The sequence below is a fragment of the Pseudobacteroides sp. genome (assembly GCF_036567765.1).
In the GTDB taxonomy this organism is placed as follows: domain Bacteria; phylum Bacillota; class Clostridia; order Acetivibrionales; family DSM-2933; genus Pseudobacteroides.
Genome location: NZ_DATCTU010000122.1, coordinates 60409 through 85219 on the forward strand (window position 1 = coordinate 60409; position 24811 = coordinate 85219).

General features: G+C 37.7%; 24 protein-coding genes. 2 read left to right on the forward strand and 22 right to left on the reverse strand.

Annotated elements, in window-relative coordinates:
- Nucleotide 1: 1 nt before the first annotated feature.
- The 9 genes from VIO64_RS20690 to metG form a co-directional block, all read right to left on the reverse strand.
- Nucleotides 2-1012 carry an SDR family oxidoreductase gene (locus VIO64_RS20690; RefSeq protein WP_331921645.1) on the reverse strand — a complete coding sequence of 337 codons (1011 nt, stop codon included), beginning with the start codon at nucleotides 1010-1012 and terminating at the stop codon, nucleotides 2-4.
- A 48-nt stretch (nucleotides 1013-1060) separates the two neighbouring features.
- Nucleotides 1061-1750: a tetratricopeptide repeat protein gene (locus VIO64_RS20695; protein ID WP_331921646.1), complete on the reverse strand. Its 690-nt coding sequence runs from the start codon at nucleotides 1748-1750 to the stop codon at nucleotides 1061-1063.
- A 283-nt stretch (nucleotides 1751-2033) separates the two neighbouring features.
- The gene (locus VIO64_RS20700) at nucleotides 2034-3425 is read right to left on the reverse strand and encodes a hypothetical protein (RefSeq protein ID WP_331921647.1); all 1392 of its coding nucleotides are present in this window, start codon (nucleotides 3423-3425) and stop codon (nucleotides 2034-2036) included.
- Between the two features lie 101 nt (nucleotides 3426-3526).
- Nucleotides 3527-4384 (reverse strand): 16S rRNA (adenine(1518)-N(6)/adenine(1519)-N(6))-dimethyltransferase RsmA, encoded by an 858-nt coding sequence (rsmA, locus tag VIO64_RS20705; protein ID WP_331921648.1) that lies wholly within the window; start codon nucleotides 4382-4384, stop codon nucleotides 3527-3529.
- Between the two features lie 194 nt (nucleotides 4385-4578).
- A complete protein-coding gene (locus VIO64_RS20710) occupies nucleotides 4579-5637 on the reverse strand; it encodes a 3D domain-containing protein (protein ID WP_331921649.1) in 1059 nt (352 codons plus the stop codon).
- Between the two features lie 202 nt (nucleotides 5638-5839).
- Nucleotides 5840-6427: a hypothetical protein gene (locus VIO64_RS20715; RefSeq protein WP_331921650.1), complete on the reverse strand. Its 588-nt coding sequence runs from the start codon at nucleotides 6425-6427 to the stop codon at nucleotides 5840-5842.
- A gap of 92 nt (nucleotides 6428-6519) precedes the next feature.
- Nucleotides 6520-7221, reverse strand: coding sequence for a hypothetical protein (locus VIO64_RS20720; RefSeq protein ID WP_331921651.1), 702 nt, complete (start codon nucleotides 7219-7221; stop codon nucleotides 6520-6522).
- Nucleotides 7222-7257: 36 nt separating this feature from the next.
- On the reverse strand, nucleotides 7258-8022 hold the full coding sequence (locus tag VIO64_RS20725; protein ID WP_331921652.1) for a TatD family hydrolase: 765 nt from the start codon (nucleotides 8020-8022) through the stop codon (nucleotides 7258-7260).
- A gap of 17 nt (nucleotides 8023-8039) precedes the next feature.
- A complete protein-coding gene (gene metG, locus VIO64_RS20730; RefSeq protein WP_331921653.1) occupies nucleotides 8040-9983 on the reverse strand; it encodes a methionine--tRNA ligase in 1944 nt (647 codons plus the stop codon).
- Nucleotides 9984-10138: 155 nt separating this feature from the next.
- On the opposite strand from metG, the gene VIO64_RS20735 reads away from it, so the two are divergent.
- On the forward strand, nucleotides 10139-11203 hold the full coding sequence (locus VIO64_RS20735) for a tetraprenyl-beta-curcumene synthase family protein (RefSeq protein ID WP_331921654.1): 1065 nt from the start codon (nucleotides 10139-10141) through the stop codon (nucleotides 11201-11203).
- A 22-nt stretch (nucleotides 11204-11225) separates the two neighbouring features.
- Here the strand turns inward: VIO64_RS20735 and VIO64_RS20740 are convergent, their stop codons facing one another.
- The 5 genes from VIO64_RS20740 to VIO64_RS20760 all read right to left on the reverse strand — a co-directional run bounded on the left by VIO64_RS20740 (nucleotide 11226) and on the right by VIO64_RS20760 (nucleotide 16701).
- A complete protein-coding gene (locus tag VIO64_RS20740) occupies nucleotides 11226-12227 on the reverse strand; it encodes a polyprenyl synthetase family protein (RefSeq protein WP_331921655.1) in 1002 nt (333 codons plus the stop codon).
- A 118-nt stretch (nucleotides 12228-12345) separates the two neighbouring features.
- Nucleotides 12346-13659, reverse strand: a complete 1314-nt coding sequence (locus tag VIO64_RS20745; RefSeq protein WP_331921656.1) for a hypothetical protein — start codon at nucleotides 13657-13659, stop codon at nucleotides 12346-12348.
- The gene (locus VIO64_RS20750; protein WP_331921657.1) at nucleotides 13628-14212 is read right to left on the reverse strand and encodes an RNA polymerase sigma factor; all 585 of its coding nucleotides are present in this window, start codon (nucleotides 14210-14212) and stop codon (nucleotides 13628-13630) included. The genes VIO64_RS20745 and VIO64_RS20750 overlap by 32 nt, the downstream gene beginning before the upstream one ends.
- A 129-nt stretch (nucleotides 14213-14341) precedes the next feature.
- Complete coding sequence (locus tag VIO64_RS20755) at nucleotides 14342-16093, reverse strand: glycosyl hydrolase family 18 protein (RefSeq protein WP_331921658.1); 1752 nt, start codon at nucleotides 16091-16093, stop codon at nucleotides 14342-14344.
- Between the two features lie 116 nt (nucleotides 16094-16209).
- The gene (locus VIO64_RS20760) at nucleotides 16210-16701 is read right to left on the reverse strand and encodes a hypothetical protein (RefSeq protein ID WP_331921659.1); all 492 of its coding nucleotides are present in this window, start codon (nucleotides 16699-16701) and stop codon (nucleotides 16210-16212) included.
- A gap of 238 nt (nucleotides 16702-16939) precedes the next feature.
- On the opposite strand from VIO64_RS20760, the gene VIO64_RS20765 reads away from it, so the two are divergent.
- Nucleotides 16940-17635, forward strand: a complete 696-nt coding sequence (locus tag VIO64_RS20765) for an MBL fold metallo-hydrolase (RefSeq protein WP_331921660.1) — start codon at nucleotides 16940-16942, stop codon at nucleotides 17633-17635.
- Between the two features lie 121 nt (nucleotides 17636-17756).
- Here VIO64_RS20765 and groL read toward each other — a convergent pair whose 3' ends face one another.
- The 8 genes from groL to hisB form a co-directional block, all read right to left on the reverse strand.
- Complete coding sequence (groL, locus tag VIO64_RS20770; protein WP_331921661.1) at nucleotides 17757-19388, reverse strand: chaperonin GroEL; 1632 nt, start codon at nucleotides 19386-19388, stop codon at nucleotides 17757-17759.
- Nucleotides 19389-19440: 52 nt separating this feature from the next.
- A complete protein-coding gene (gene groES / locus VIO64_RS20775) occupies nucleotides 19441-19725 on the reverse strand; it encodes a co-chaperone GroES (protein ID WP_036936305.1) in 285 nt (94 codons plus the stop codon).
- Nucleotides 19726-20245: 520 nt separating this feature from the next.
- Nucleotides 20246-20896 carry a bifunctional phosphoribosyl-AMP cyclohydrolase/phosphoribosyl-ATP diphosphatase HisIE gene (gene hisIE / locus VIO64_RS20780; RefSeq protein ID WP_331921662.1) on the reverse strand — a complete coding sequence of 217 codons (651 nt, stop codon included), beginning with the start codon at nucleotides 20894-20896 and terminating at the stop codon, nucleotides 20246-20248.
- Nucleotides 20897-20976: 80 nt separating this feature from the next.
- Nucleotides 20977-21741 carry an imidazole glycerol phosphate synthase subunit HisF gene (gene hisF / locus VIO64_RS20785; protein WP_331921663.1) on the reverse strand — a complete coding sequence of 255 codons (765 nt, stop codon included), beginning with the start codon at nucleotides 21739-21741 and terminating at the stop codon, nucleotides 20977-20979.
- Between the two features lie 17 nt (nucleotides 21742-21758).
- Complete coding sequence (gene hisA, locus VIO64_RS20790; RefSeq protein WP_331921664.1) at nucleotides 21759-22472, reverse strand: 1-(5-phosphoribosyl)-5-[(5-phosphoribosylamino)methylideneamino]imidazole-4-carboxamide isomerase; 714 nt, start codon at nucleotides 22470-22472, stop codon at nucleotides 21759-21761.
- Nucleotides 22473-22530: 58 nt separating this feature from the next.
- Nucleotides 22531-23151: an imidazole glycerol phosphate synthase subunit HisH gene (hisH, locus tag VIO64_RS20795; protein ID WP_331921665.1), complete on the reverse strand. Its 621-nt coding sequence runs from the start codon at nucleotides 23149-23151 to the stop codon at nucleotides 22531-22533.
- Nucleotides 23152-23163: 12 nt separating this feature from the next.
- A complete protein-coding gene (locus tag VIO64_RS20800; RefSeq protein ID WP_331921666.1) occupies nucleotides 23164-24048 on the reverse strand; it encodes a phosphoribosylaminoimidazolesuccinocarboxamide synthase in 885 nt (294 codons plus the stop codon).
- A gap of 74 nt (nucleotides 24049-24122) precedes the next feature.
- Nucleotides 24123-24710, reverse strand: coding sequence for an imidazoleglycerol-phosphate dehydratase HisB (gene hisB, locus VIO64_RS20805; protein ID WP_331921667.1), 588 nt, complete (start codon nucleotides 24708-24710; stop codon nucleotides 24123-24125).
- Nucleotides 24711-24811 lie beyond the last annotated feature (101 nt).

The window sequence follows — 24811 nt, forward strand, 5'->3', positions numbered from 1 at the left end:
TTTATTTGTTTATTCCTAATGCAGTATTGTATTTATTAATAATCATATCCATTGAAGCATCCCACTCGGCATCTAAAGTACATAATTCCGAATGCTCCAAGAACCACTCAACAGACCGCTTTATACCGGTCTCAAACGAAACCGTTGCTTTAAAATCAGGGACAAATCTCTTTATTTTGCTGTTATCAAAAACAGCACTTTCAGCCTTGTCTCCCAAGAGGCTGCCGTAGCTTTCGGGATGTACGGCTGAAATGAAATCTGAGGCTATATGTATTATATCAGGCTTTACTCCTGCTGCTTTTCCAATCAGCTCATATATCATATTCCAGGTCAGCACCTCATCCGATGTAATATGAAAGGCATGACCTACAGCCATTGAATTACCCATAAGGCCTGTAAACCCTTTTGCAAAGTCTGTGTTATGAGTTATTGTCCACAATGAAGTTCCATCACCATGTACAATAATCTTTTTGCCTTTTTGCATTCTATCAACTATGGACCAAGGCTTCTGCCAGCTGTTTAAAGCAGCAGGTATCATCTGTAAACCGTAAGTTAAGCTTGGTCGCACGATAGTTACAGGAAATCTGTTGTTGCGGTACTGGGCCATCAGTATGTCTTCACAGTCTATCTTATCTCTTGAATACTGCCAGAATGGATTTGCAAGGGGCGTGGATTCGGTAATTATATAATCTGTAGGCGGTTTTTGATATGCCGAAGCGGAGCTTATGAATATGTATTGCCCCACATTTCCCATAAACAGCTCCAAATCAGTCCTTATATGTTCAGGAGTAAATGCAATCCAGTCGACAACTACATCAAAGCTGTGAGATTTTAAAACCTCCTTTATAGTACCTTTATCTCTTATATCACTATTTATTACCTTTGCTCCTTGTGGTAGGTATAAAGGCCTGTTTCCCCTGTTAAGAAGGTACAAGTCCATACCCTTTTGTATAGCCAGCTTTGAAACTGCCTCACTGATTATTCCCGTACCGCCTATAAATAGAACTTTCATCTCGTCACCTCTTAATGCAATTTATATTGAAAATTTGTTTTATTTAATTTACTTATTTTTTATTGTCAATTTGTTGAGTCTCGATAGCCATACCCACTTTCTATGAATCCTCCGGAACTTTTTCTGTACATATGAGTATTCTCTGATTGCCATATCAAACATCTCAACTGCTTTTTTATTATTTCCACTTTTTCTATATACCTTACCCATGCGATAGAAGTTTTCTGTATTGGCAAATTTGGCTACAGATTTTTCCAATTCAACCACCTTATCCATGTCAGGTTTTTCGGAACCAAGCTCATAACGTATGAGATAAATGTAAGGAAGACCGAATATCACCGAACTATCCAAGTTAAGTGCCTTTAAAAGCTCTTCCTTTCCCGCCTCACTTCTGCTAAGCTCCATTAGGGACATACCCTTAAATGCATGAAGCCTTGGAGAATTATCAATCCTTTCATATGCTTTATCAAGCATTTCAATTGCATTAGTATATTTTTTGCTTTCAAAGTAAAGTGTTCCCAATTCTAATGCATTGTTTGCATTAGAGGGATTAAGCCTCAACTCAAATAACAATGATTTGATCCGTCTTCTACGCTTTATGGGGCCAAAAATCGATCCGGAAATAATATTGAAAAACATTTTATCCAATATTAGGTATGCCACAAAGAGTATTATGATTGTTAAAATAAAATTACCTGTGATGGAGTTAAGTATAAAAAATATAAACCAATATTTCATGTTAAACCACCTTAATTTGATTATTAATACCACTTATGTGTTATAATTCTATACCTATGTCATTTTATCATATTAATAATCAAAAAGGTATCCAATATTATTTTAATATATGGGAAATCATGGAACATACTACACTCCAATTTCTTACGAAAGCAATGGAGGTTGCAAAATAAAGATTTTATATAAAGATAGGACGCCTTATACTTTCTATTAAGTATAAAGCATCCTATTAGATTCACCATAATTTATAAGACACCCAAAACCACAAATGGTTTTATTAATATTATCCAATAATTTTTCCCGAGTTGGGATCAATATAAACAAGCCAGAAACCAAAAGCACCATTCTTAGGTTCAACGCCTTCCTCCTGTGCCCATCTGCAAAACATGCCAAGCGGTCTTTGCTCAGATGAATAATTTCCAGGTACTCCCAATACAATATATTCCTTATCGCTGCTAATGTCATTACATATTCCTACTATCAGGCTTCTGTGCTTGTAATAAGCGAATAGAACCTTTGGATTAAATAAAAACGGGTTTCTTAAATTACTCTGATAGAATATATTATTTAGAACAACAGGGTTATTGACATTCCACCATTTATATATTCTGCACCCGTTTTTAAAGGGATTGGCTACCTCAAAATTTTTATTAAACAATTCTTTTAATTTATGTGTGTCTATACCGGTGCTCCTTGTGTCAAAATTGAATTTATTGAATCGATTATTTTCACAATTCATACAATTGTTAACATTACTGCAGGGTTCACTATTTTTCCATGTGCTGTTTTCTTGAGCTGCAAACTTAGCGTTTATACCTTCCTGCGTATCTTCCCCAACCTTAATATGTATATTTTCTTCCTCCACCTCTTGAACTTTAGGGGACTCAACTACCATATTTTCAGCTTCTATGTTATCTTGTTCAATGCTTTCTGCCTCAATATTTTCTGTCACGATATTTTCTGTCTCAATGTTTTCTGCCTCATTATTTTCCGTCTCAATGTTTTCTGCCCAAATGTTTTCTGATTCAATGTTATCTGTTCCAGTGTTTTCTGCCTCAATGTTTTCTATTCCAGTGTTCTCTACCTCACTATTTTCCGTCTCATTATTTTCTGTCTCAACGTTTTCTGATTCAATGTTTTCTGTCCCAATGTTTTCTGGTTCCAGATTTTGTGATTTTAAGTTTTCCGCTTTTATGTTTTCAATATCTCCACTGTTTTGATAGTCCACGAAAACTTTAGGGTAAAGCGTTTCTTTCAACTTGTCTTTCCATGAAACTTCCGCCCCTTTAAAAGCAACAAGGGGAAAAGCCATGCTGTTTCTTCTTTGCACCTCAGTTGCAGCAACCGCTACAACATTAAATTTATCCATAGATCTCCCGGTGGAACCCACATTTGATGCATCAAACTTCCAAGAGAGCTCACCTTTACCTTCCTTTAGCGGCAATATACCTACACAGACCGGGTTGAACTGCTCCTTATTGCATGCAATAAGGTATAATTTAAACACTGTCTTTTCTTGTTTATCGTTTAAATTCTCAATATGAGCAAAAAGCTTCCCCTTACCATCTGTTACTTCAATCTTCACATAACCGGTCGGATCCTTCGCCAACCCAAATCCTTCATCATCCCGCTTAAGGATTAAAAACATTCTTCCAAACTTGTACTCTTTATTCATGCTATGCCTCTCAATATTCTCCTATTATTCTAATAATATATATATGAAAGGTACATGAAAAATAAAACGATATACTTAAAAATCCTACACCAAATTAATTTTTACTCAGCAAATCTATTGGATATTTGTGCAAACTGATTGATTGTTAATGTTTCACCACGGGCATTTTCATCAACACCAAGATCCATCAGTATTTGCCGGATTTCCTCCTTGCTGCAGGCGAATTTGTTGGAGTTTGCCAATGCATTCAAAAGGGTTTTTCTTCTTTGTCCGAAGGATGCCTTAACAGTTTTAAAGAAAACATCCTTGTCCAGCAGTTTGACAGCGGGCTCCTTAAGCACCTTCATTCTTATCACAGTAGAATCCACATCAGGTTTTGGGATAAAGCAGTGAGGTGATACATCAAAAAGCCTTTCAGGCTTTGAATAATACTGAACCGCTACCGAAAGGGCACCGTAATCCTTGCCTCCGGGAGATGCGACAATCCTCTCTGCAACCTCCTTTTGTATCATAAAGACCATGGTATCTATACCTGGATTCTCTTCTAAAAACTTCATTATTATCGGAGTTGTTATGTAATAAGGTAAGTTGGCAACTATCTTTACACATTCCGTTTCCGGTGCTTTCTCTTTTTCCTCTTTAATAGCCTCTTCCAGTGAGGTTTTTAAAATATCTTTATTAATGAGTGTTGAATTTGGATAGTCCTTAAACACCTCTTCCAAAGCCGGAATAAGATGCCGGTCTATCTCAACCGCTATAAGCCTGCCTGCTTTTGCTGCTAGCTTCCTCGTCATGTTGCCTATTCCCGGCCCCACTTCAATAACAATATCCTTTTCGTTTATATCCCCCGAATTTACAATCTTATCAATTATATTGTCATCAACTAGAAAATTCTGCCCTAAAGACTTGGTAAGCCGTATGTCATATTTATTAATCAATTCTTTTGTTATTTGTCGCATTATTATTTTCCCCGTTAAATTTAAAAGTAACGGTTATCCGAATCCTTTCAGGTATCCGAATAACCGTCCAAATTTTTGTCCCTTATTTATTAACAGATAACAAACTTTCTATTTACTTTAGAACACCTCTTATGTTAAATGAAATAAAAGCTTCTTATTCTGTTATCCTTTCTTTGACTACTTCTAAAATTTGACTACTCCGATAATATATAAACTTTAACTCTTTTACAACCCCACTTATTAACATACGATTGACTATCAAAATACAAATCAATGAGGTCGCCTTTTATTGCACTTCCTATATCGGCTGCAACCGCATACCCGTAATCCGGAGTATTACCTGCAACCTCTACGTATACCTTGGTACCTAGGGGTATAACCCTGGGATCTACTGCTATTATTCCTTTTCTTGCTCTTACTCCCGTATAAGTAATACCAAACTCAGGATGGCCCGGATGTTTACCCGTATCTGCATATGAAGCAGTATACGCAGTAGCCCTCATATTAAGAACCTTCTCATATCTTAAAAAATCTCCCCTAGATGTCTTGTAGCCTAACGCAGTCCCATGTTCAACAATTTTGTCTACAGGATTAAGTGCTACACTTTCCTTAAGAAGAGTCCTTTGAACTTCCTTTCCATCCTCTGTAACCACTTTGTAAATCTTTTCTTTCTTACCTTCGCTGCCCTCTCTCACAGATCTTTTAATTCCATGTTTGAGTTTTGGGTTATCCTTGCTGATTGTCTTATACGGAATAGGTATTTCCTCACTTACGATCTCTTCTTTTACTCTTACAATACTGAACTTCATATCCTTCGTTATCTTATCATTTAGCTTTGCTCCTTCAACCTTATCCATAGCATTAACAGATATGGACTTTTTTGCAAGAGCATCTTTAACGGTTTGGGCAGTAGTCATAAATTTTTGCTGCCGTCCGCCAACTACTACATTAATTGGTACAGCTCTTTTTATATGTATTTCATTTATGCTTTTCTTTTGTAATTTGGTCTCCGGCTTCACATTGGTATAATCGTCGGGGCTCAACTTTATGCCAACCTGGTCCAGAGCATCGCCTACTGTAGATTTTATAGTCTTTATTACGATTTTCCTTCCATCATCATAGATTATTACTTCTTTTTTCATATTGAAGTATAACCCGACTCCGGCCAATACAGAGATCACAACAGCTAATAATCCAATTGTAAACTTGTTCCATGAAAAATACCTTTTAATATTTCTCGCAAGCGGTAACATGAGATCACCTCCTGTTAAAATATTAATAAGGGACTTAAATATTTTAATTCAATACGCTTATTTTGTCAAATTTTAGTCCATTTTTTACCGCCTGATACTATTATACCCATATAGACTGAAATTATACATATACATTGACATATTTAAATTGGATTATGATGGTGTCGCTTCATTTATTAGCCTTTGCTTGATTAGATTAACTCTAGAACTGTGCATATGTCCCATACATATTTGGTGATACATCTGCACCATAATTCATCATATTCGGACTTACTACAGGGCTGAGATTTGGGTTCATATATGGACTTACTTGAGGTTGATTGGCCGGAAACTGCTCCATAGGAATTTGACCTATAGGCATATTGTTTAATGGCATTTGATTCATCGGCATATTGCTTATCGGCAGCTGGTTCATTGGCATTTGATTCATCGGCATATTGCTCATTGGCAGCTGATTCATCGGCATATTGTTAATCGGCATTTGATTCATAGGATACATACCCATATTTGGTTGGCCCATTAGGCCAATATCATTTAACATCGGACATTGCATATTCATTAAAATTGGACAGCACATCATTGGCATCTGCATATTCATCGGCATTTGCATATCCATTGGCATCTGCATATTCATCGGCATCTGCATATCCATCGGCATCTGCATATCCATTGGCATCTGCATATCCATTGGCATCTCATGATTATGCATACAATCTTTACAGCCTTCATTATGGACAGGCATTTCACTCTTCATGCCCTTATCTTTATTTTCCTTCATATCCTTACTCATTGTATAATTCCTCCAAAATACACATGAATGTTTTCATTACCATTATATGACCAGTGTATAAATTGGTGATGAATTATTATGTAAAGATATTTTTACAAAACATCTTTTATATCGGAAATTATCCAGTTATCCTCGTACAGTCCTATAATAAAGTATCTCTTATTGATACCATCTGAAAACTTAACACTAATTGCATCAGGTACCTTCTTTACTTCTATATGTGCTTCCAATACTATACTTCCTTTTAAGTCTGAAGGCAGTTCTCCATTATATAAATCTATGGATTTCCATTTAAATGATTGGATTTTATTCTTAAAACTTTCTGAAAAATCAGATAGCGTTTTTGCTTCTTCCTGAGTTGGCCTTCGCGGATACTGCAACTTGAATGCATCGTCATACTTGCCGCTGTCTATAGCCTCCGTCCATCTCTTTACAACATCCTTCATATCAGTTAAATCAGATTGCAGAAGAAGCTTTCTAATTACATGGTTCCGCTCCTCAATTTCTGCCACTTGTAACTGCTTATCCTGCTCTGCCTTTGAAGTATTATCCTTAAGAGTATTAACCTGTTTGCTTAAATTTTCTATGGTTTCATTTCTTTGGGACAGCTGAAGCATAAAATTATTATATTCGCTCTCTCGAGCATTCTTATCTACCGCTTGGTCTTCCTTTAAAGATTCTACCTGCTCTTTATACCTTTCAACCTCTTCCCCGCTTACCCAAAGAAAATAGTTAAACAAAACAAATATGGTAAGTATCAGACCACTAACCAGAATCAAAACAAACTTTTTCATAGCCCACCCCCGGTATAATTACCCTCATTAACTACATTATATACCAAATAGCCGTCTTGCATTATTAAGTGTCTCAGATGCTATAGTCTCAAAATCAAGACCTTTAATTTCTGCTATCTTTTCGGCAACAAGACGAACATTTCTTGAATCATTTCGTTTTCCACGAAGCGGCTCAGGGCTGAGATAAGGACTGTCAGTCTCTATCAGCATTCTATCCATCGGGACATATTGCAAAACATCTATGGCTTTCTTTGCATTCTTGAAGGTAACAGGCCCACCGAAAGATAAGAAAAATCCCATGTCAAGGAGTATTTTAGCCATTTCCCTGCTTCCGGAAAAGCAGTGCATAACCCCTCCGACCTGTGAGATCTTACTTTCTTTCATAATATTAATTATATCTTCGTGAGCATCCCTGTCATGAATTATTACAGGCATCGAAAGCTCTATCGCAAGCTCCAACTGCCTTTTAAACCAATACTTCTGTACATCCTTAGGACTGTAATCATAATAGTAATCAAGACCGATTTCACCAATAGCGACGACTTTAGGGCTCCTGACCATCTCAGTAATCCGTGCTATTGTGCTTTCATCCATAGTACTTGCACTGTGTGGATGAACGCCAACAGCTGCATATACAAAGTCAAATTTTTGGGCCAGGTCCATGCTTGTAAGGGAAGTATCAATATCGGAAGCTGCGTTTAAAATATATGATACTCCCTCTTCGTAAGCTTTCTTTATAATATCGTCTCTATCATCCTGAAATTTCTCGTCATCATAATGTGCATGGGAGTCAAAAAGCATATCTACCTCGTTTAGATTTATTTTACCTTGGCACCGCTACCGATTTCCTTATCTATAGCAGCCAAAACCAGTGACTTGTCATCTGAGGCCGCAAGTATCATACCTTGGGACTCAATCCCCCTAAGTTTAACAGGTTTTAGGTTTGCAACAAGAATTACATACTTGCCTACCATTTCATCAGGTGAATAGTGTTTGGCAATACCCGATACCACTTGCCTTACTTCCTCTCCCATTTCAAGCTTCAGTTTGAGGAGCTTATCTGCCCCTTCAACCCTTTCTGCTTTTAAAACCTTTGCAACCCTCAAGTCCACCTTTGCAAAATCGTCTATAGTAATGTAGCTATTTTCATCAGGAGCCTTTTCGTCACTTTTTGATTCAGTGTTTGTTGCTGCCATTTTTTCCAATTCTTCAAGCTCTTTTTTAATATCTATTCTTGGAAAAATTACATCTCCCTTATTTACTTTAGTCCCTCCAGGGTACTTACCCCAAGTTTTTGAACTATCCCAATCCAATATGTGGGTACTGCCCATTATACCCAGTTGGTTCCATATCTTTTCAGGTGTCTCAGGCATAAACGGCTGTATCAGAACTGAAATTATCCTCAAGCTCTCCGCCAGATTGTACATTACCGCAGCAAGTCTCTTATTGTTTGCTTCGTCCTTTGCTAAAACCCAAGGCATGGTCTCGTCTATATACTTGTTAACCCTGGAAATGGTTTTCCAAATTTCTGTTAGGGCTGTATTGTACTGCAGCTTATCCAAAAGCTCCTCAACCTTTTCAGGTGTAGCCATAACAGTGCCCTTAAGGTCTTCGTCAAATTCACCATCCTGATACTCAGAAGGCATTACTCCTCCAAAGTACTTATCTATCATTGCCACTGTCCTGCTTACAAGATTCCCTAGGTCATTAGCCAAATCGGAATTTATCCTATTTATAAGTGCCTCATTTGAGAATACACCATCAGAGCCAAACGGCACTTCTCTTAACAGAAAATACCTGATTGCATCCAAGCCGTACTTTTCAATGAGCACCACAGGATCTACAACATTTCCCTTGGATTTGGACATCTTCCCGCCCTCCAATAAGAGCCATCCATGTCCGTATATTTGTTTGGGCAATGGCTCTCCAAGTGCCATCAGCATTGCAGGCCATATTATTGTATGGAAGCGAACGATTTCCTTACCAACAAGGTGCACATCTGCAGGCCAGTATTTTTTATAGTTTTCATCATTATCCGTCAAATATCCCAATGCGGTTATGTAATTTGAAAGTGCATCTATCCAAACATAAACCACATGCTTGTCATCGAAGCTTACAGGCACACCCCATGTAAATGTTGTCCTTGATACTGCCAAGTCTTCCAGTCCAGGCCTTAAAAAGTTATTAAGCATCTCATTCCTTCTTGATACAGGCTGGATGAAATCGGGGTTCTCTTCAATATGCTTTATCAGTCTGTCCTGATATTTTGAAAGTTTGAAGAAGTAGGATTCTTCCTTTGTAAGCTCTACTTCCCTTCCGCAGTCGGGACACTTTCCATCTGCCAATTGAGTCTTTGTCCAGAAGGATTCGCATGGTGTGCAGTACCATCCCTCATATTCACTCTTATAAATATCGCCCTGATCATAGAGTTTCTTGAATACTTTTTGTACAACTTCTTCATGATACTTATCTGTGGTTCTGATGAACTTATCATTGGTGATCTTCATCAGCTTCCATAAATCCTTAATCCCACTAACTATTTCATCAACATATTCCTTTGGTGTAACGCCTTTGTCCTCTGCTTTTCTCTGTATCTTCTGCCCATGCTCATCTGTCCCTGTCAGAAACATTACATCATAGCCTCTCAGCCTCTTATATCTTGAAGTTGTATCAGCCGCAACCGTTGTATAGGAATGGCCGATATGCAGTTTATCACTCGGGTAGTATATGGGTGTGGTAATGTAAAATGTTTTATTGGACATGTTATTCCTCCTGCTAGAATTTTTCATCTTTATAATAAATTTTTATAATATTGTCTCCTATAACCAATAATAATACTATACCTATTTAAAATGAATTTTTCAAGCTACATATGCATTAAAAGCTATATAATTCTTACATGAGAGGGGCAGTTTTTTTGGATCAAAAATATATTAGCGGCACAAAGCTCATTACACGCTACGTTTATAGGGTTTTCCCCCTAGTCAACAAGGAGCTTCACAAAATAGCCGGCTTATGCATCAATTCAAAAGATAGAATACTTTCAGACCTTGCATTAAGAAGCATTCAGAAAAAAAAATTCCACGCTCAGGGTGGGTCGGTGTATGCATTGTATCCAAAAGCCCACATGGACGAAACCGTAAAATTTATCGTAAGCTTCCAGACCATAAGCGACTACCTTGATAATCTGTGCGACAGTGCAGGTATATATGATGAAAAGGCATTTCGCCAGCTCCATTATGCAATGCAGGATGCTGTTACTCTAGGCAGTAAAAACTCCGATTACTATAGGTTTTATCCTTACAAGGAGGATAACGGCTACCTAAATGCACTGGTTGACCGATGCAAAAAGCAGATAGCCAAGCTTCCCTCCTATGATCTTATAAAAGAGCCCTTAAAAAAGCAGGTAGAATTGTATTCGGACCTTCAGTCCCTAAAGCATCTGTCAGTAAATACCCGTGAGAAAAAGCTGCAGTCATGGTCTATTGGATATCTCCCACAATATAAAGAAATCAGTACCTGGGAATTCTCAGCCGCCACTGGGTCAACCCTTAATATTTTCCTTCATTTTGCTTCTGCATGGGACAGGCACCTGACTAAAGAGGATGTTAGGAGCAACGAAAAAGCATATTTCCCATGGATAAACGGCCTGCATATACTTCTTGACTACTATATAGATTACGCAGAAGATATCGAAACTAATGAATTAAATTTTACAAGCTACTATAACGATCAAAAGGAATGTGAAAAAAGGCTTATGTATTTCACAGACAGCTCCCTTAACGCTTGTGCAGGCCTCAAATACCCTGAATTTCACACAACCATAGTCAAAGGCCTTTTGGCAATGTATTTGTCAGATCCGAAAGCATATAAAGGTTTTAACAGATTTACAAGTAAATCCATACTGAGAAACTCCGGGAGAACAAACACTTATTTTTACCATAAAGTATGCAAAGTACTAAGGCTTTCAGGTGCTATTTAACAAGTAATTTTTCATTCTCCCTTTAGTTCATTCTTACATAAACCATATCCGCCAGCCTGTATAAAATATCCTTGGGATAAGAATCCGGGAGCTTGTCCAGGCTTTTTTGTGCCTTGTCTATATGGGCTCTTACTCTGTCATAGCACTTTTCCATAATTCCTGTTTTAGTGATTGCTGAGCAGATCTTTGATATGGTATCATCATCAAACTGTCTTTGCTCAATCACACTTTTTACCCATTGCCCATTTGCCTTATTGCCCAGCAAATATATAATGGGCATTGATATAATCCCCTGCCTTAGGTCTTCTCTTTTTGGTTTTCCCGTCAGTTCACTTGAGCCGCATAAATCCAAAATGTCATCAGTAATTTGAAACGCAAGACCAAGATTTAATCCATACTCACCTATAAGATCTATCTCTTCCGCTGCAGCGTTTTGAGCCGCTGCTCCCGCTTGACAGCAGCACTTTAATAGTATTGCAGTTTTGCAAGCTATTTTTTCATAGTATTTCTCAAGGGTGCATTCACAATTAAATCTGTCCTCTGCCTGTATAATCTCTCCTACACACATGCTCTGTATGGCCTCTACCATATACTCCATACCACTGGTTAATCTCCTTGAAGCAAGAATACCAAAAGCCTTTGCAAACAAATAGTCACCGCCTAATACGGCAAAGTTATTACCCCATAAGCTGTTTATGGACGGTCTGTTCCTCCTAAGTGCCGAATTGTCTACAATATCATCATGGATAAGGGATGCCATATGAATTAACTCCGATGCTACGGCAGTTTGCAAAAGCTCAGGTGAATTTTCTCCATAAACAAGGCCACTGTAAATTACCAGCAGCGGCCTTATTCTCTTTCCTCCTGCTTCTAAAATGTGCGTACACATATTCCTGATAGTACCGCAGCTGTCCGACACAACCTTAATCAAATCAGCCTCAACCTGCTTCAACTCCGGAATATTCTTAAAGTCCAGCTTACCATTATATTGCCTAACTTCAGACTGCTCCTTTATAATCTCCAATGCCATTTCTCCTTTTGAATCTATTGTCTTAATTGTTTTACAATCATCATTTTAATCCTAAGTTATTTTGTCCAAATACCGTAGATTAATACAATATAATCCAAAGGAAACTGTTTTATTATTTGTTCATGACTATGGATTTAGCTATTGTAATGGCTTCATCAATTGAGCTAAAATCCCCCCGCACATAGCTAATGCTGTAGTACACGCCGTTATCCATCCAACCCAAAATGTGGACATCATCGTTATAAGTCCAATGGCATTCTATTCCTTCTACCGATACAATCGTAGAGTCATCTTTAACATCTTTGATTCTGTCATATTCCTTAACAGGCCAGTCAGCTTCTGTTATTATTAGGCTCAATGTTTTGTCCCCAGCACTATACTCTCCCTGAAACATCTTACAGCTCTTATTCAAAGGATCCATTCCAATCATTTTAATAGCTATATTGTAGTTTCCCGGCAAACTTTCTGGAACTTTGACCTTAAATCCCACCATCTTCTCTATTTCAGCCGTTGTTGCACTTTTGGGAAGATATGATTGAGATCGTATAACACCAATATCATTTTGTGCATCATACGGTTTTGCCATGTTATTTATAAAATGCTCAGCTATTGATTTAGCTTTGTCGTAGGTAATATCTTCATTCACACTATGAAGCTCATAAAAAGCTCCTTTATATTCCCATAAAAGCTTATGGCTTATCTTTATACCTACTGGAATCTGCTGCATATCATGGTTTGGATATATCCCATCAGCACCTACTTCTCCCCAGTAGAACTTGGTACCCTTAACATCAATTACCTTTTTATTTTCAAGGAAATCAATATAATTATCCTTTGAAACGCTTAAACTAATAGTATTATTCTTACTGTAATAAATGCCCGACAAGCTCACAGTTGCATTGTCTGATTTTCTTACTCCTTTGTTCTTTTGAAAACACTTATAGCCCCCCCATAATTCTGACGGAATATGAATATTAAATCCAGCCTCTCTTGTAAGCTCTTCATCGGTCATGCCAGTATAATCATATGATATTTCCATTTCTCCGGAATCATTAACTTCTACCTTTACAGGCTTATATCCATCCTCCGTTTTAATCATCACATATATCCAACTCCTAACAGCATCAATACCATGTGCAGCCGCCACTCTGGCTTCTTTTGAAAATACAAGCGTAAGTCCAGGTGCTAAAACAAAGATCAGAAAGGCTGCCGCAAGGTAACCTTTAATGTTCAGTTGCAGAGGAAATACATTCTTTGCCATGCTTTCCAGTCTAGATGATTTCTTTATGTTTTTTATTTTGTCCTCTACTTCTTTCAGTATCTCTTTACGGGGCTCAATGTTCATAGCTTCAGTATCCAATAATCTACGGATTTGATCATCAAACTTTTCTTTATCATGCATTTGTGCCACACTCCTTTCCACCATACATATATCCTTCTTTTACAAGCTCTTTATGTAGAAGTTTTCTCCCATTATGCAGCCTTGATTTTACTGTACCTTGAAAACACTTGAGCACCTGAGCTATTTCTTTTATGGACAAATCGTTATAGTAATACAGTACTATAGTAGTCCTTAGGGGTAAGCTCAATTTGTGAAGTGCACATTTTATAAGCCTTGAGTATTCCCTCTGCTCCACAATTTTGTCAAAATTTTCGCTCCGGTCCACCTTTAGATTCATATACTCACTGGCATTAAGGTCATCGATGGACACCCTGTCTTTTTCTTTTGCCTTTACCCTCCAACTTGTTCTTACCAAAATCCTATAAAACCACGGTTTGAACTTATCAGGGTTTTTAAGGGACTTTATGTCTCTATAGCATTCTATTAATGCTTCCTGAACAATATCTTCAGCCAAATCGTTACGCCCTGTAATTAAAAAGGCATACCTGACAGCTTTGCTAAAATAGCTTCCAAAAAGGATTTCATAAGCCTCCATATCTCCTTGCTGACATTTTATAACCAGCCCGATTTCATCCATATATCTACCCCTTCTTCCTGGTCGTTGCCCTTCCTAGACATAAATAAAACGTTTTATATATCTATAATATATAGGGGACTATAAAAGAAAAAAGGTTCACTGAATATGAACCTTTTTTCTTTTATAAATTTAATCTTTATAAACGTATTTTTTCTCTTTATTTTGAGAAACCCATGCCTCATAGCTGTCCAACATCTTAAGATTTTTATTGAGCACATTCCAGACCGGAGAGATTTCAAAGTCTTTTCTCCATCCTGCAGCTCCTGCAAGCTCATATTTGTGTATAAGAGAAGACTTTAAATTGATGGAATGTTCATTTTCCAGCCATATTTTACAGTTAGTTCCTTGTTTATTGTATTCCGCATAAAATTGGCCGCTTTCCTCATCCCACTTTACTTCTGCTCTATTTTCCTTAATCATGTCCTTTGCTCTTTCCATTGATAGTGCAATACTTCTTAAGTTCTTGCCGCTCTCCTTGATCCAGGCTCTCGTGTAATATGGAAGCCCCAGAAGTAATTTTTCTTTGGGTACATAATCCAATGTTTTCTTTACGCTGTCTTCCACCCAAACCTGCTGGGCAACCGAACCCGCCAACGGACTTGTAGACCAATGCTGGTCATACGCCATAAGCATCACATAATCCACTGATTTCGAAAGTGCCTTCCTGTCATAACAAAGCGACCAGTTTTCACTTGCACTTACCGGTGTAATATCAATTGATACAACCAGCCCTTTCTCCTTCAGCAGTGGACTTAGCTCCCTTACAAATTGGGTAAACACATCCTTGTCTATCATATTCATGTCTTCGAAATCAATATTTATACCATCCAGCTTGTACTGATCGGCAAATCCCAAAACTTTGTTTATTGCAACTTCTCTCGCATTTGTATTGTTTAAAAATACACCTGTATTGTCCGGCCCTCCAAGATTATTGCTTAAATGTGCCCAAACTCTATAATTATTTTTGTGTGCCCAATCAACATATACCATACTGGCTCTATTTAATACAGTGCCTTTTCCATCTCTCACTTCAAACCAGGTTGGTGACACTACATCAAGTCCCTCAATCCTGTCTTCATCTTCCCATCCTTCATAGTTATTCTTATATATCGCATCCCAAACAAGGTTTATTTTTCCCTCTTCAGGCTTCCAGGCTTCTTTCACCGTGACAGGCTCAGTATCCTTTTTTGTTTCCTCCGCAGTCACTCTTATATACTTCTTTTCAATAAAACCTATTATGCCATCCTGAGATCTTACCTTGTACCATTTTCCGCTATCATCAAAAACAAGCATTTTGTTATTTGCCTTATTTTGCATGTTAAACTTTTTAAATATAGGAAATTTTACTGATTTGCCCTTTCTTATAGCCGCCTTTATACTGATGGGCTCTGCCACCTTTAAGTTTAATTCTTCGCTGTCTATTATTATTACATTTTTATCCTCTAAGTAATTAACTTCAATTTTATAAAAATCATCAAGAAAGGAAACAGGTATATAAAGCTCACCCTCCTCCTCAAACACCGCACTCTTAAGGCTAAGAGGCCTGTTATTGACAAGGGCACCGGTGCTGCCTGCATTCATTCTAACAACTTTATCATTTGTAGTTGCAATGACCTTTTTTAGCTTTTTATCCTGAAATATATACTGGTCAATATATTTTTTTACGGTATCAAAGGGCAAAAAGGCCTCCTGATTATGGATGACAGGTCTTGCATCTTCTATTAGCCTGTCTCCCATAACAAGATTCAATCTTCCTTCATCAAAGGCCTCAACAATTATATTATTTGGTGCAAAATACAGATTGTAAATAGAAACGGCTACACTAGCAGCTGCCAACAATATAATTATAAAGATTGCAATTATTTTAAATCGTTTATTCAAAAGTTTACCCCCCTTACCCAGACATTAAAAATACACCATAAAACAAATTATACATGGTGTATTTGAATAAATCATTAAAATTCGGTAACAAATTTTATATCCAGGAAATTAATCCGTTACTTTAAGACTTTTCTAGGAATACAGCCGGTTATACATTCAACCATTCTTTCATCAGGCTCAAACAACAGCAGCGTCCTTGTGCCTTCAAACTGGAGAACAGCGAAATAAATATTTTTTGATTCCTTTGATACTATGGCAGTTATCTTTTTTTCTATTGTCTTAACATCATTGTATTTGCTATGGTCTGTCCTTCCGAACATCTCGAAATCCTTACAATTGGCAGTAAAAAGCCTTGATCGATTTCTCTTTGCCACAATCTTGTCAATCTCCAGCTCACTGTTTGTTAGTGAATATTCATACTCAACATAAGTCCGTTTAATTGCAAAATATATGCTGTATACTGCCAATGCTACAGTAAATACCCTTATGAGCGGTACCATCAACGCAATGAAATTAATTCCCAGAGATATATAAATCACTGTTGCAACAATAAGATAGTCTCGTGGGGTCCTCTTTCTTCTAATCAGTTTCTCCATAAATATGTCCATTTTTATTCTCCTATAGACAGGTATTTAAATTTGTTAACACTTTTGGTTTTCATATAATAATCTATTTTAAACCTATTTTTATGTTATGTGAAGTGAAATTATGAATTATTTTAATAAATATATTTTTATATGTTTTGTAATAATATTTACGAGCCGCAAATTACATAACGGTCTCATCCTTGAAATGTTTTTTATATAAATGTAAAATTAAGTCTATACGAAAAGTGAGGTGAACATAATGCTTAATTTTCTTGGAAAAGGCAGTGCCTTTAACACTAAGCTCGGAAATAACAGCTGCTATATACAAAAGGACAACAGCATGCTTTTAATTGATGCAGGCGGAACTGTATTCCACAAGCTTCAGGAGCTTGATTTGTTTAATGGTCTGAAGAACCTTCACATAGTCATAACCCATACCCATCCCGACCACTGTGGAAGCTTGGGAGAAATTATTTTTTATCCGTTTTATTATAATCAAATAAAACCTATGGTGTATTTCCCTGACAGAAAGCTCATGGAAGGTTATTTTAAGGTTATTGGAGTTAGAAATGAGATGTGCAGCCTGGTAAGCGACATGGAAGCAACTATAAAAGACAGCTCTCTTGGTGAAATAAAGCTCAAATTTATAAAGGTTCCTCATGTAGAGACCATACCTGCATTCGGCTTTATAATGGAAGCGGATAACAAAAGGATATATTACAGCGGGGACGCCAACAGCATTCCTGATGAAGTTCTATCCCTTCTTAAAAACGGCAGCCTTGATATTCTTTATCAGGATACATGTGGGATTGATTATGATAAAAACGCTCATTTATCCATTAATAAGCTTAAGGATATAATACCTGACGAATTAAGAAGAAAGGTATGGTGTATGCATCAGGATGGCTATTTGGACTCTGAAACGGCAGTAAAGCTGGGTTTTAATCTTGTATAAGAGTAGATTTTGTCAACCTTAATGTTGTCGTGAGTAATTGAATTTAATTAACAAGCCCCATGATTATAAATAATCATGGGGCTGAATATAAAATTTCAGGAAGAGCATTATTAATTAGATATTAATACATTCCGCCCATTCCGCCTGGCATTCCTCCACCTGGCATTGGAGCTTCCTTTTCAGGCTTATCTGCAACAATGCTTTCAGTAGTAAGAACCATAGAAGCTACTGAAGCAGCATTTTGCAATGCAGATCTTGTAACCTTAGCTGGGTCAACTATTCCTGATTCAATCATGTTAACATACTTTTCATTAAGTGCATCAAAACCAATGCCTGTATTGCTGTTCTTAATCTTATCAACGATTACAGAACCTTCAAGTCCTGCATTTGCAGCTATTTGTCTAACAGGCTCTTCGAGTGATCTCAATATGATCTGAATACCTGTCTTTTCGTCTCCTACACTTCCTTCAAGAAGCTTAGCTACGTTTGGAATAGCGTTGATGAGTGCAGTACCGCCACCAGCAACAATACCTTCTTCCACAGCTGCTTTAGTTGCAGCAAGTGCATCTTCAATTCTTAATTTCTTTTCTTTCATTTCGGTTTCTGTTGCAGCACCAACCTGGATAACAGCAACTCCACCAGCCAATTTTGCAAGTCTTTCCTGGAGTTTTTCCCTATCAAAGTCAGAAGTAGTTTCTTCTATCTGAGCTTTAATTGAAGCAACTCTCTTTTTAATTTCATCTTGGCTTCCTGCACCATCAACGATAATGGTATTCTCTTTCTGTATTTTAACCTGTCTTGCTCTACCAAGCTGTGAAACAGTAGTTTCTTTTATATCAAGGCCCAAATCTTCAGTTATAACCTCACCGCCTGTGAGTATTGCTATATCCTGGAGCATAGCCTTTCTTCTATCACCAAAACCTGGTGCCTTAACAGCAACACAAGTAAATGTTCCTCTTAATTTGTTAACCAATAATGTTGCTAGTGCTTCGCCTTCAACATCTTCAGCTATGATAACAAGCTTTTTGCCCTGCTGTACTATCTGCTCTAAAAGAGGTAATACATCCTGGATATTTGTTATCTTCTTGTCAGTGATCAATATATATGGATCGTCCAAAACAGCTTCCATCTTTTCAGTGTCTGTCACCATATATGGTGAAACATAACCTCTGTCAAACTGCATACCTTCAACAACTTCAAGGTTAGTTCCCATTGTTTTGGATTCTTCAACAGTAATAACTCCGTCATTAGTTACTTTTTCCATTGCATCAGCAATAAGTGTACCTATAACATCGTCATTAGCTGATATGGAAGCAACCCTAGCGATATCTTCCTTGCCTTTAATCTTCTGGCTGTTTTGTATAATTCCTTCAACAGCTGCATCAACTGCTTTAGAAATACCTTTCTTAAGTATCATTGGGTTCGCACCGGCAGCAACGTTCTTAAGTCCTTCTCTTATGATAGCCTGAGCAAGCAATGTAGCAGTAGTTGTTCCGTCGCCGGCAACATCGTTTGTCTTGGTAGCAACTTCTTTAACAAGCTGTGCTCCCATGTTTTCAAATCTGTCTTCCAACTCGATTTCTTTTGCTATTGTAACACCGTCGTTAGTGATAAGCGGTGCACCGAACTTTTTATCAAGAACTACATTTCTTCCTTTTGGACCAAGTGTAATCTTTACTGTATCTGCAAGCTGATTAACGCCACTTTCTAACGCACGTCTAGCTTCTTCACCAAATTTGATATCTTTCGCCATTAGTATAGCCTCCTTTTTTGAATCTTGATTAAATTATTTGAAGTTTATCAGGTTATTCAACAACAGCTAATATGTCACTCTGCTTCAATATTGTGTATTCCTGACCGTCAAACTTAACTTCAGTTCCAGCATACTTGCTTATAAGTACCTTGTCTCCAACCTTAACTTCCATTTTTATTTCCTTACCTTCAACAATAGCACCAGGTCCTACAGCAACAATTTCTGCTACCTGTGGTTTTTCCTTTGCACTTCCTGGCAAAACTATTCCACTCTTTGTTGTTTCTTCACTTTCCAACATTTTAATTACTACTCTTTCACCTAAAGGTTTTATTCTCATAAGGTATAACCTCCTTGCTGTTATTTTATTAGCACTCACCACTAGCGAGTGCTAATACTATATTATATAATATCCAATTTATACGCAAATATTTCATTTGGGAAATAAGCTCAAATTCAACCAATTATCATGGTTTATTCAAATTTATATTTGTAATACATTATATTTTATCAATTTTCTCGGTATTCCATGTATTTTTATTATGAGTGGCTTGGCAAAAAGACTGTTCAAGACAGGTAACTATAGAAAAGCTTGGTTATCTTGATGATTTGGAAAAGTAATTGAGTTAAGTATCTCTTTTATAATATTTTTGGATTTAATATAAAGCTTTTAAAGGTATCTCTTGCCTGATGATTTTATTCGAGTAGGATGATGCAGTAGAGTCCGAGGATGCCAAAAAACTAGAGCCGTTACAAAATGGCTTTTAACCGCTCTATAATGTGCCTTATATTTTCAAATCTGCACAATATGATGTGATTAAGTGCCCTTTGCAACAGCCCTATTTTAATTTAGATCAGACCTACCGTCTTCCCTTTAATTCATCGTAAATATCTTCCAGTTTCACGTCCCTCTCCACCATCAGAACGAATAAATGATAGATAAGGTCGGCAATTTCATATCTAATCTCACCGGCAGCCTTATTCTTAGAGGCGATAATAACCTCAGCCGTTTCTTCCCCAACCTTCTTAAGTATCTTGTCAATCCCCTTATCAAAGAGATAGTTTGTGTATGACCCTTCCTTGGGGTTTACTCTTCTATCTGCAATTACATTGTAAACCTCTTGAAGAATTGCAGCTTTATCGACAGTATTATTTTCTGCATCGGAATTTTCTTTAATGCTTCCATCCTCATTCATATCCCTGTAGAAGCATGTATAGTGGCCTGTATGGCATGCTGCATCAACCTGCTCCACTTTAATGAGAAGTGTATCATTGTCACAATCAATACATATTGACTTGACATACTGGTAATGGCCGGATGTTTCACCCTTTAGCCAAAGCTTGCTTCTGCTCCTGCTCCAATAGTGAACCTTCTTCGTTTCGACTGTTTTTTCATAAGCTTCCTTATTCATGTACGCAAGCATTAGGACCTCATTTGTCTTACAGTCCTGAGTTATTACAGGAATCAGGCCATTACTGTCAAACTTTAAGTTTGTTACTAAATAATCCATATTAGACGACCCCTTAAAACAATTAATATTGATTTTTAAATACTATTTTTAATACCATCTTCGTTAGTACTAAATTTTATTTATTCTTTCCGAACCTCAATGCCCCGCTCTCTTAAGTAGCTCTTAAGATCACATATCTCCATTTCCCTGAAATGGAACAGGGATGCTGCCAATACTGCATCGGCCTTGCCATCCGTCAAAGCTTCATAAAAATGCTCCATAGTGCCTGCACCACCGGATGCGATAACAGGAATTTTGACATTTTCAGATATTTTTCTTGTAAGCTCAATGTCATATCCAGCTTTTGTTCCGTCACAGTCCATGCTGGTAAGAAGAATTTCGCCTGCACCCAGCTTTTCAGCCTCAATGGCCCACTGGATTGCATCCTTCCCGGTATTCACCCTGCCGCCGTTAAGGTATACATCCCAGCTGTTTCTCTCCCCATTCTTCTTTGCGTCTATTGCTACTACCACACACTGGCTTCCAAACCTCCAGGCAGCCTCCGATATAAGGTCAGGCCTTTTTAGGGCTGCAGAGTTTACCGATATCTTGTCGGCACCCGCAAGAAGAATTTCCCTGAAATCGTCAACCGATCTTATTCCCCCACCAACAGTAAATGGAATAAACACCTGCTCAGCCACTCTCCTTACAACATCAAGAATAATGCTTCTTGCATCGCTTGATGCTGTGATATCGAGAAAAGTAAGCTCATCTGCCCCAGCCTTATCATATATAGCTGCTATCTCAACGGGGTCCCCCGCATCCTTTATATTAACAAAATTAACACCTTTTACAACTCTCCCTGCATGAACATCAAGACAGGGTATAATCCTTTTTGTCAGCATAATCAACCAACCTCTTTTTATTTGGCTACTTTTATTGCCTCAGCCAAATCTATATTTCCCGTATATAATGCTTTTCCGATAATTGCTCCTGAAACACCAACATTTTTAAGGTTTTTTATGTCCTCAATGCTGCTGACTCCACCAGAAGCGATGATTTCTATGTCTACTGCCTTAACCATTTCTTCCATTGCTTTAAGATTTGGCCCCGACAGCATTCCGTCAGTATCGATATCTGTATAAATAATAGTCTTGGCACCAAGCTCTTCCATCTTTTTAGCAAATCCAATGGCAGTGAAGCTGCTGGTCTTAGCCCAACCTTCAATTGCAACAAATCCGTCTTTGGCATCGATACCTATAACAAGGTTGTTATCAAAGGTCTTTACGGCATTTTTAACAAGCTCCTGGTCATTAACGGCAGATGTACCCAATATGACTCTCTGTATGCCTTTACAAAGAAGAATTTCAATCATTTCGATGGAACGGATTCCACCGCCCAATTGCACAGGAATGCCGAGCTTAACCGCCATTTCGCTTATTACTGCGGTGTTTACGGGTTCACCAACCCTAGCTCCGTCCAGATCAACAACATGAAGATACTCTGCCCCAAGGCTCTCCCATTTTAATGCCATGTCCACCGGATTGTCGGAATAAACAGTAACATCATTGAATTTCCCCTGGACCAGCCTTACGCATCTTCCGTCTTTAACATCAATAGCCGGATAAATTTTCATTTAGATTCCTCCTGAATTAATACCGATTTAAAATACTTTTCATTGTTTCATAAGTAAATTAAATATTTGATTTTAATAAATTCTTAAAATTTTTCAAAATATTAAGCCCTACTTCACCGCTCTTTTCAGGATGAAATTGGGTGGCAAAAACATTTCCCTTGCCGATTGCAACATCAAACTCTATACCATAGTTGGTTTTTGCTATTACCATATCTTTATTTTCCGCATCCAGATAATATGAGTGCACAAAGTAAACATAGGGGCTGTCAGGCAGGTTTGTGAACAAAGGGCAATCCTTTGATGACTTAATGGAATTCCATCCCATATGGGGAACTTTAAGGTCCATATCCAGCGGAAGCTGTTTGATTGTCCCTTTAAATATGCCAAGTCCCGATACATTTCCACCTTCTTCGCTGTAATCAAAAAGAAGCTGCATACCAAGGCATATACCAAGAAACGGCTTGTTATCCGCAATAACATTTTTTACTACGTCAACCATTCCTGCCTTTTTAAGGTTATCCATTGCATCGGAATATGCACCTACACCTGGCAGAACAACTCCGTCAGCTTGCATTACAAACTCCGGATCTGAAGATATACTTGCTTCACAACCAATAAAGGAGAATGCTTTTTCAACACTTCTCAGATTCCCTACACCGTAATCAATTATCGCGATCAAAGATCATCACTCCTAATCCAGCTTCTTACCAGTAATACGCTCATATGCCTCTATATATTTTGCTTCTGTCTTTTTAACAACATCTTCTGGCAGTACCGGTGCTGGAGGCTGTTTGTTCCAATTGGATGCTTCAAGATACTCCCTCAGGTACTGCTTGTCAAAGCTTTTTTGAGGTCTTCCGGGTTCATATTCATCCATTGCCCAGAACCTTGATGAGTCAGGAGTAAACATTTCATCACCAATAACCAGTTTACCGTCCAATATTCCAAACTCAAACTTGGTATCTGCAAGGATCAGTCCTCTGCTTTCCGCATGCTTGCTTGCCTTTATATAAAGTGCCAGACTTATTTCCTTCAATTTGTTTGCCAGTTCACTGCCTATCGTATTCTCTAGAACCTGGAAGCTTACATTTTCATCATGTCCTTCAGCAGCCTTTGTTGATGGTGTAAATATTGGCTCAGGGAGCTTCTCTGCCTGCTTCAATCCTGCCGGAAGCTTAAGTCCGCATATTGTGCCTGTCTTTTGATAATCCTTGAGCCCTGACCCCTCAAGATATCCTCTTACGATACATTCAGCCTCAACCATTTTTATCTTTTTAACAAGCATAGATCTTCCCTGAAGCTCTTCTTTAAACTGTGAAAACTCTTCAGGATATTGGCTTACATCTGTCGTTATAACATGGTTGTCAATTACGTCCTTAGTATAATCAAACCAAAACTCTGATATACTGTTCAAAACCTTTCCCTTATTAGGAATAAGATTTGGAAAAACCACATCAAAGGCAGATATTCTGTCAGTTACTACTATCAGGAGCTTATCCCCCAAATCGTACACGTTTCTAACCTTTCCTTTAATGTGCAGCGGACGCTTTATAAAATCTGTATCATTTATTAACATTGCTATTTTCCTCCTTAAATTCACAAAAATCACTTTTAATATAAATTTATTTAATGAAAGTTTAATTAAACTTTTCATATAATCCCTTTTGTAGACATAACCCCGTGAATACGATTATCAACCCCTGCAGCTTCATCTAATGCCCTGCCGAATGCCTTGAACATGGCCTCAATGATATGGTGGGAATTCGAACCATACAATAGCTTCACATGCAGGTTCATTCCCGCATTTACCGATACCGCCCTAAAAAATTCTTCCACCATTTCAGTGTCCATGCTTCCAACCCTCTCAGAACCAAATGCAGCATCAAATACAAGGTATGGACGACCTCCAAGGTCTAAAACCACCATAGCTAATGCCTCATCCATGGGAACATAGGACATTCCGTAACGCTTGATGGATTTTTTATCTCCAAGTGCCTTGCTTATGGCTTGTCCCAATACAATACCCACATCTTCAATAGTGTGATGACAATCCACATGCAAGTCACCGACTGCCTTTAGATCCAAATCGAAAAGTCCGTGTTTGGTAAATAGAGTAAGCATGTGGTCAAAGAAACCTATACCTGTCTCTATCTTCCCTTGGCCGGTACCATCAATATTAATGCTCAATGAAATATCTGTTTCGAATGTTTTTCTATCAACTTGTGCCTTTCTATCCACCGGCAACCACCTCGTAAAACTGTATTAGAGCTCGTCTATATATTTAAAGAATAAAATCCCAAAGGGATTTTACAAATTTCTATAAGCCCAGTTTATTATAA

Coding starts and splice junctions, on each gene's coding strand:
- VIO64_RS20690 (WP_331921645.1), bottom strand. CDS start 1,012: ATGAAAGTTCTATTTATAGGCGGTACGGGAATAATCAGTGAGGCAGTT.
- VIO64_RS20695 (WP_331921646.1), bottom strand. CDS start 1,750: ATGAAATATTGGTTTATATTTTTTATACTTAACTCCATCACAGGTAAT.
- VIO64_RS20700 (WP_331921647.1), bottom strand. CDS start 3,425: ATGAATAAAGAGTACAAGTTTGGAAGAATGTTTTTAATCCTTAAGCGG.
- rsmA (WP_331921648.1), bottom strand. CDS start 4,384: ATGCGACAAATAACAAAAGAATTGATTAATAAATATGACATACGGCTT.
- VIO64_RS20710 (WP_331921649.1), bottom strand. CDS start 5,637: ATGTTACCGCTTGCGAGAAATATTAAAAGGTATTTTTCATGGAACAAG.
- VIO64_RS20715 (WP_331921650.1), bottom strand. CDS start 6,427: ATGAGTAAGGATATGAAGGAAAATAAAGATAAGGGCATGAAGAGTGAA.
- VIO64_RS20720 (WP_331921651.1), bottom strand. CDS start 7,221: ATGAAAAAGTTTGTTTTGATTCTGGTTAGTGGTCTGATACTTACCATA.
- VIO64_RS20725 (WP_331921652.1), bottom strand. CDS start 8,022: ATGCTTTTTGACTCCCATGCACATTATGATGACGAGAAATTTCAGGAT.
- metG (WP_331921653.1), bottom strand. CDS start 9,983: ATGTCCAATAAAACATTTTACATTACCACACCCATATACTACCCGAGT.
- VIO64_RS20745 (WP_331921656.1), bottom strand. CDS start 13,659: ATGGTGGAAAGGAGTGTGGCACAAATGCATGATAAAGAAAAGTTTGAT.
- VIO64_RS20750 (WP_331921657.1), bottom strand. CDS start 14,212: ATGGATGAAATCGGGCTGGTTATAAAATGTCAGCAAGGAGATATGGAG.
- VIO64_RS20760 (WP_331921659.1), bottom strand. CDS start 16,701: ATGGACATATTTATGGAGAAACTGATTAGAAGAAAGAGGACCCCACGA.
- VIO64_RS20765 (WP_331921660.1), top strand. CDS start 16,940: ATGCTTAATTTTCTTGGAAAAGGCAGTGCCTTTAACACTAAGCTCGGA.
- groL (WP_331921661.1), bottom strand. CDS start 19,388: ATGGCGAAAGATATCAAATTTGGTGAAGAAGCTAGACGTGCGTTAGAA.
- groES (WP_036936305.1), bottom strand. CDS start 19,725: ATGAGAATAAAACCTTTAGGTGAAAGAGTAGTAATTAAAATGTTGGAA.
- hisIE (WP_331921662.1), bottom strand. CDS start 20,896: ATGGATTATTTAGTAACAAACTTAAAGTTTGACAGTAATGGCCTGATT.
- hisF (WP_331921663.1), bottom strand. CDS start 21,741: ATGCTGACAAAAAGGATTATACCCTGTCTTGATGTTCATGCAGGGAGA.
- hisA (WP_331921664.1), bottom strand. CDS start 22,472: ATGAAAATTTATCCGGCTATTGATGTTAAAGACGGAAGATGCGTAAGG.
- VIO64_RS20800 (WP_331921666.1), bottom strand. CDS start 24,048: ATGTTAATAAATGATACAGATTTTATAAAGCGTCCGCTGCACATTAAA.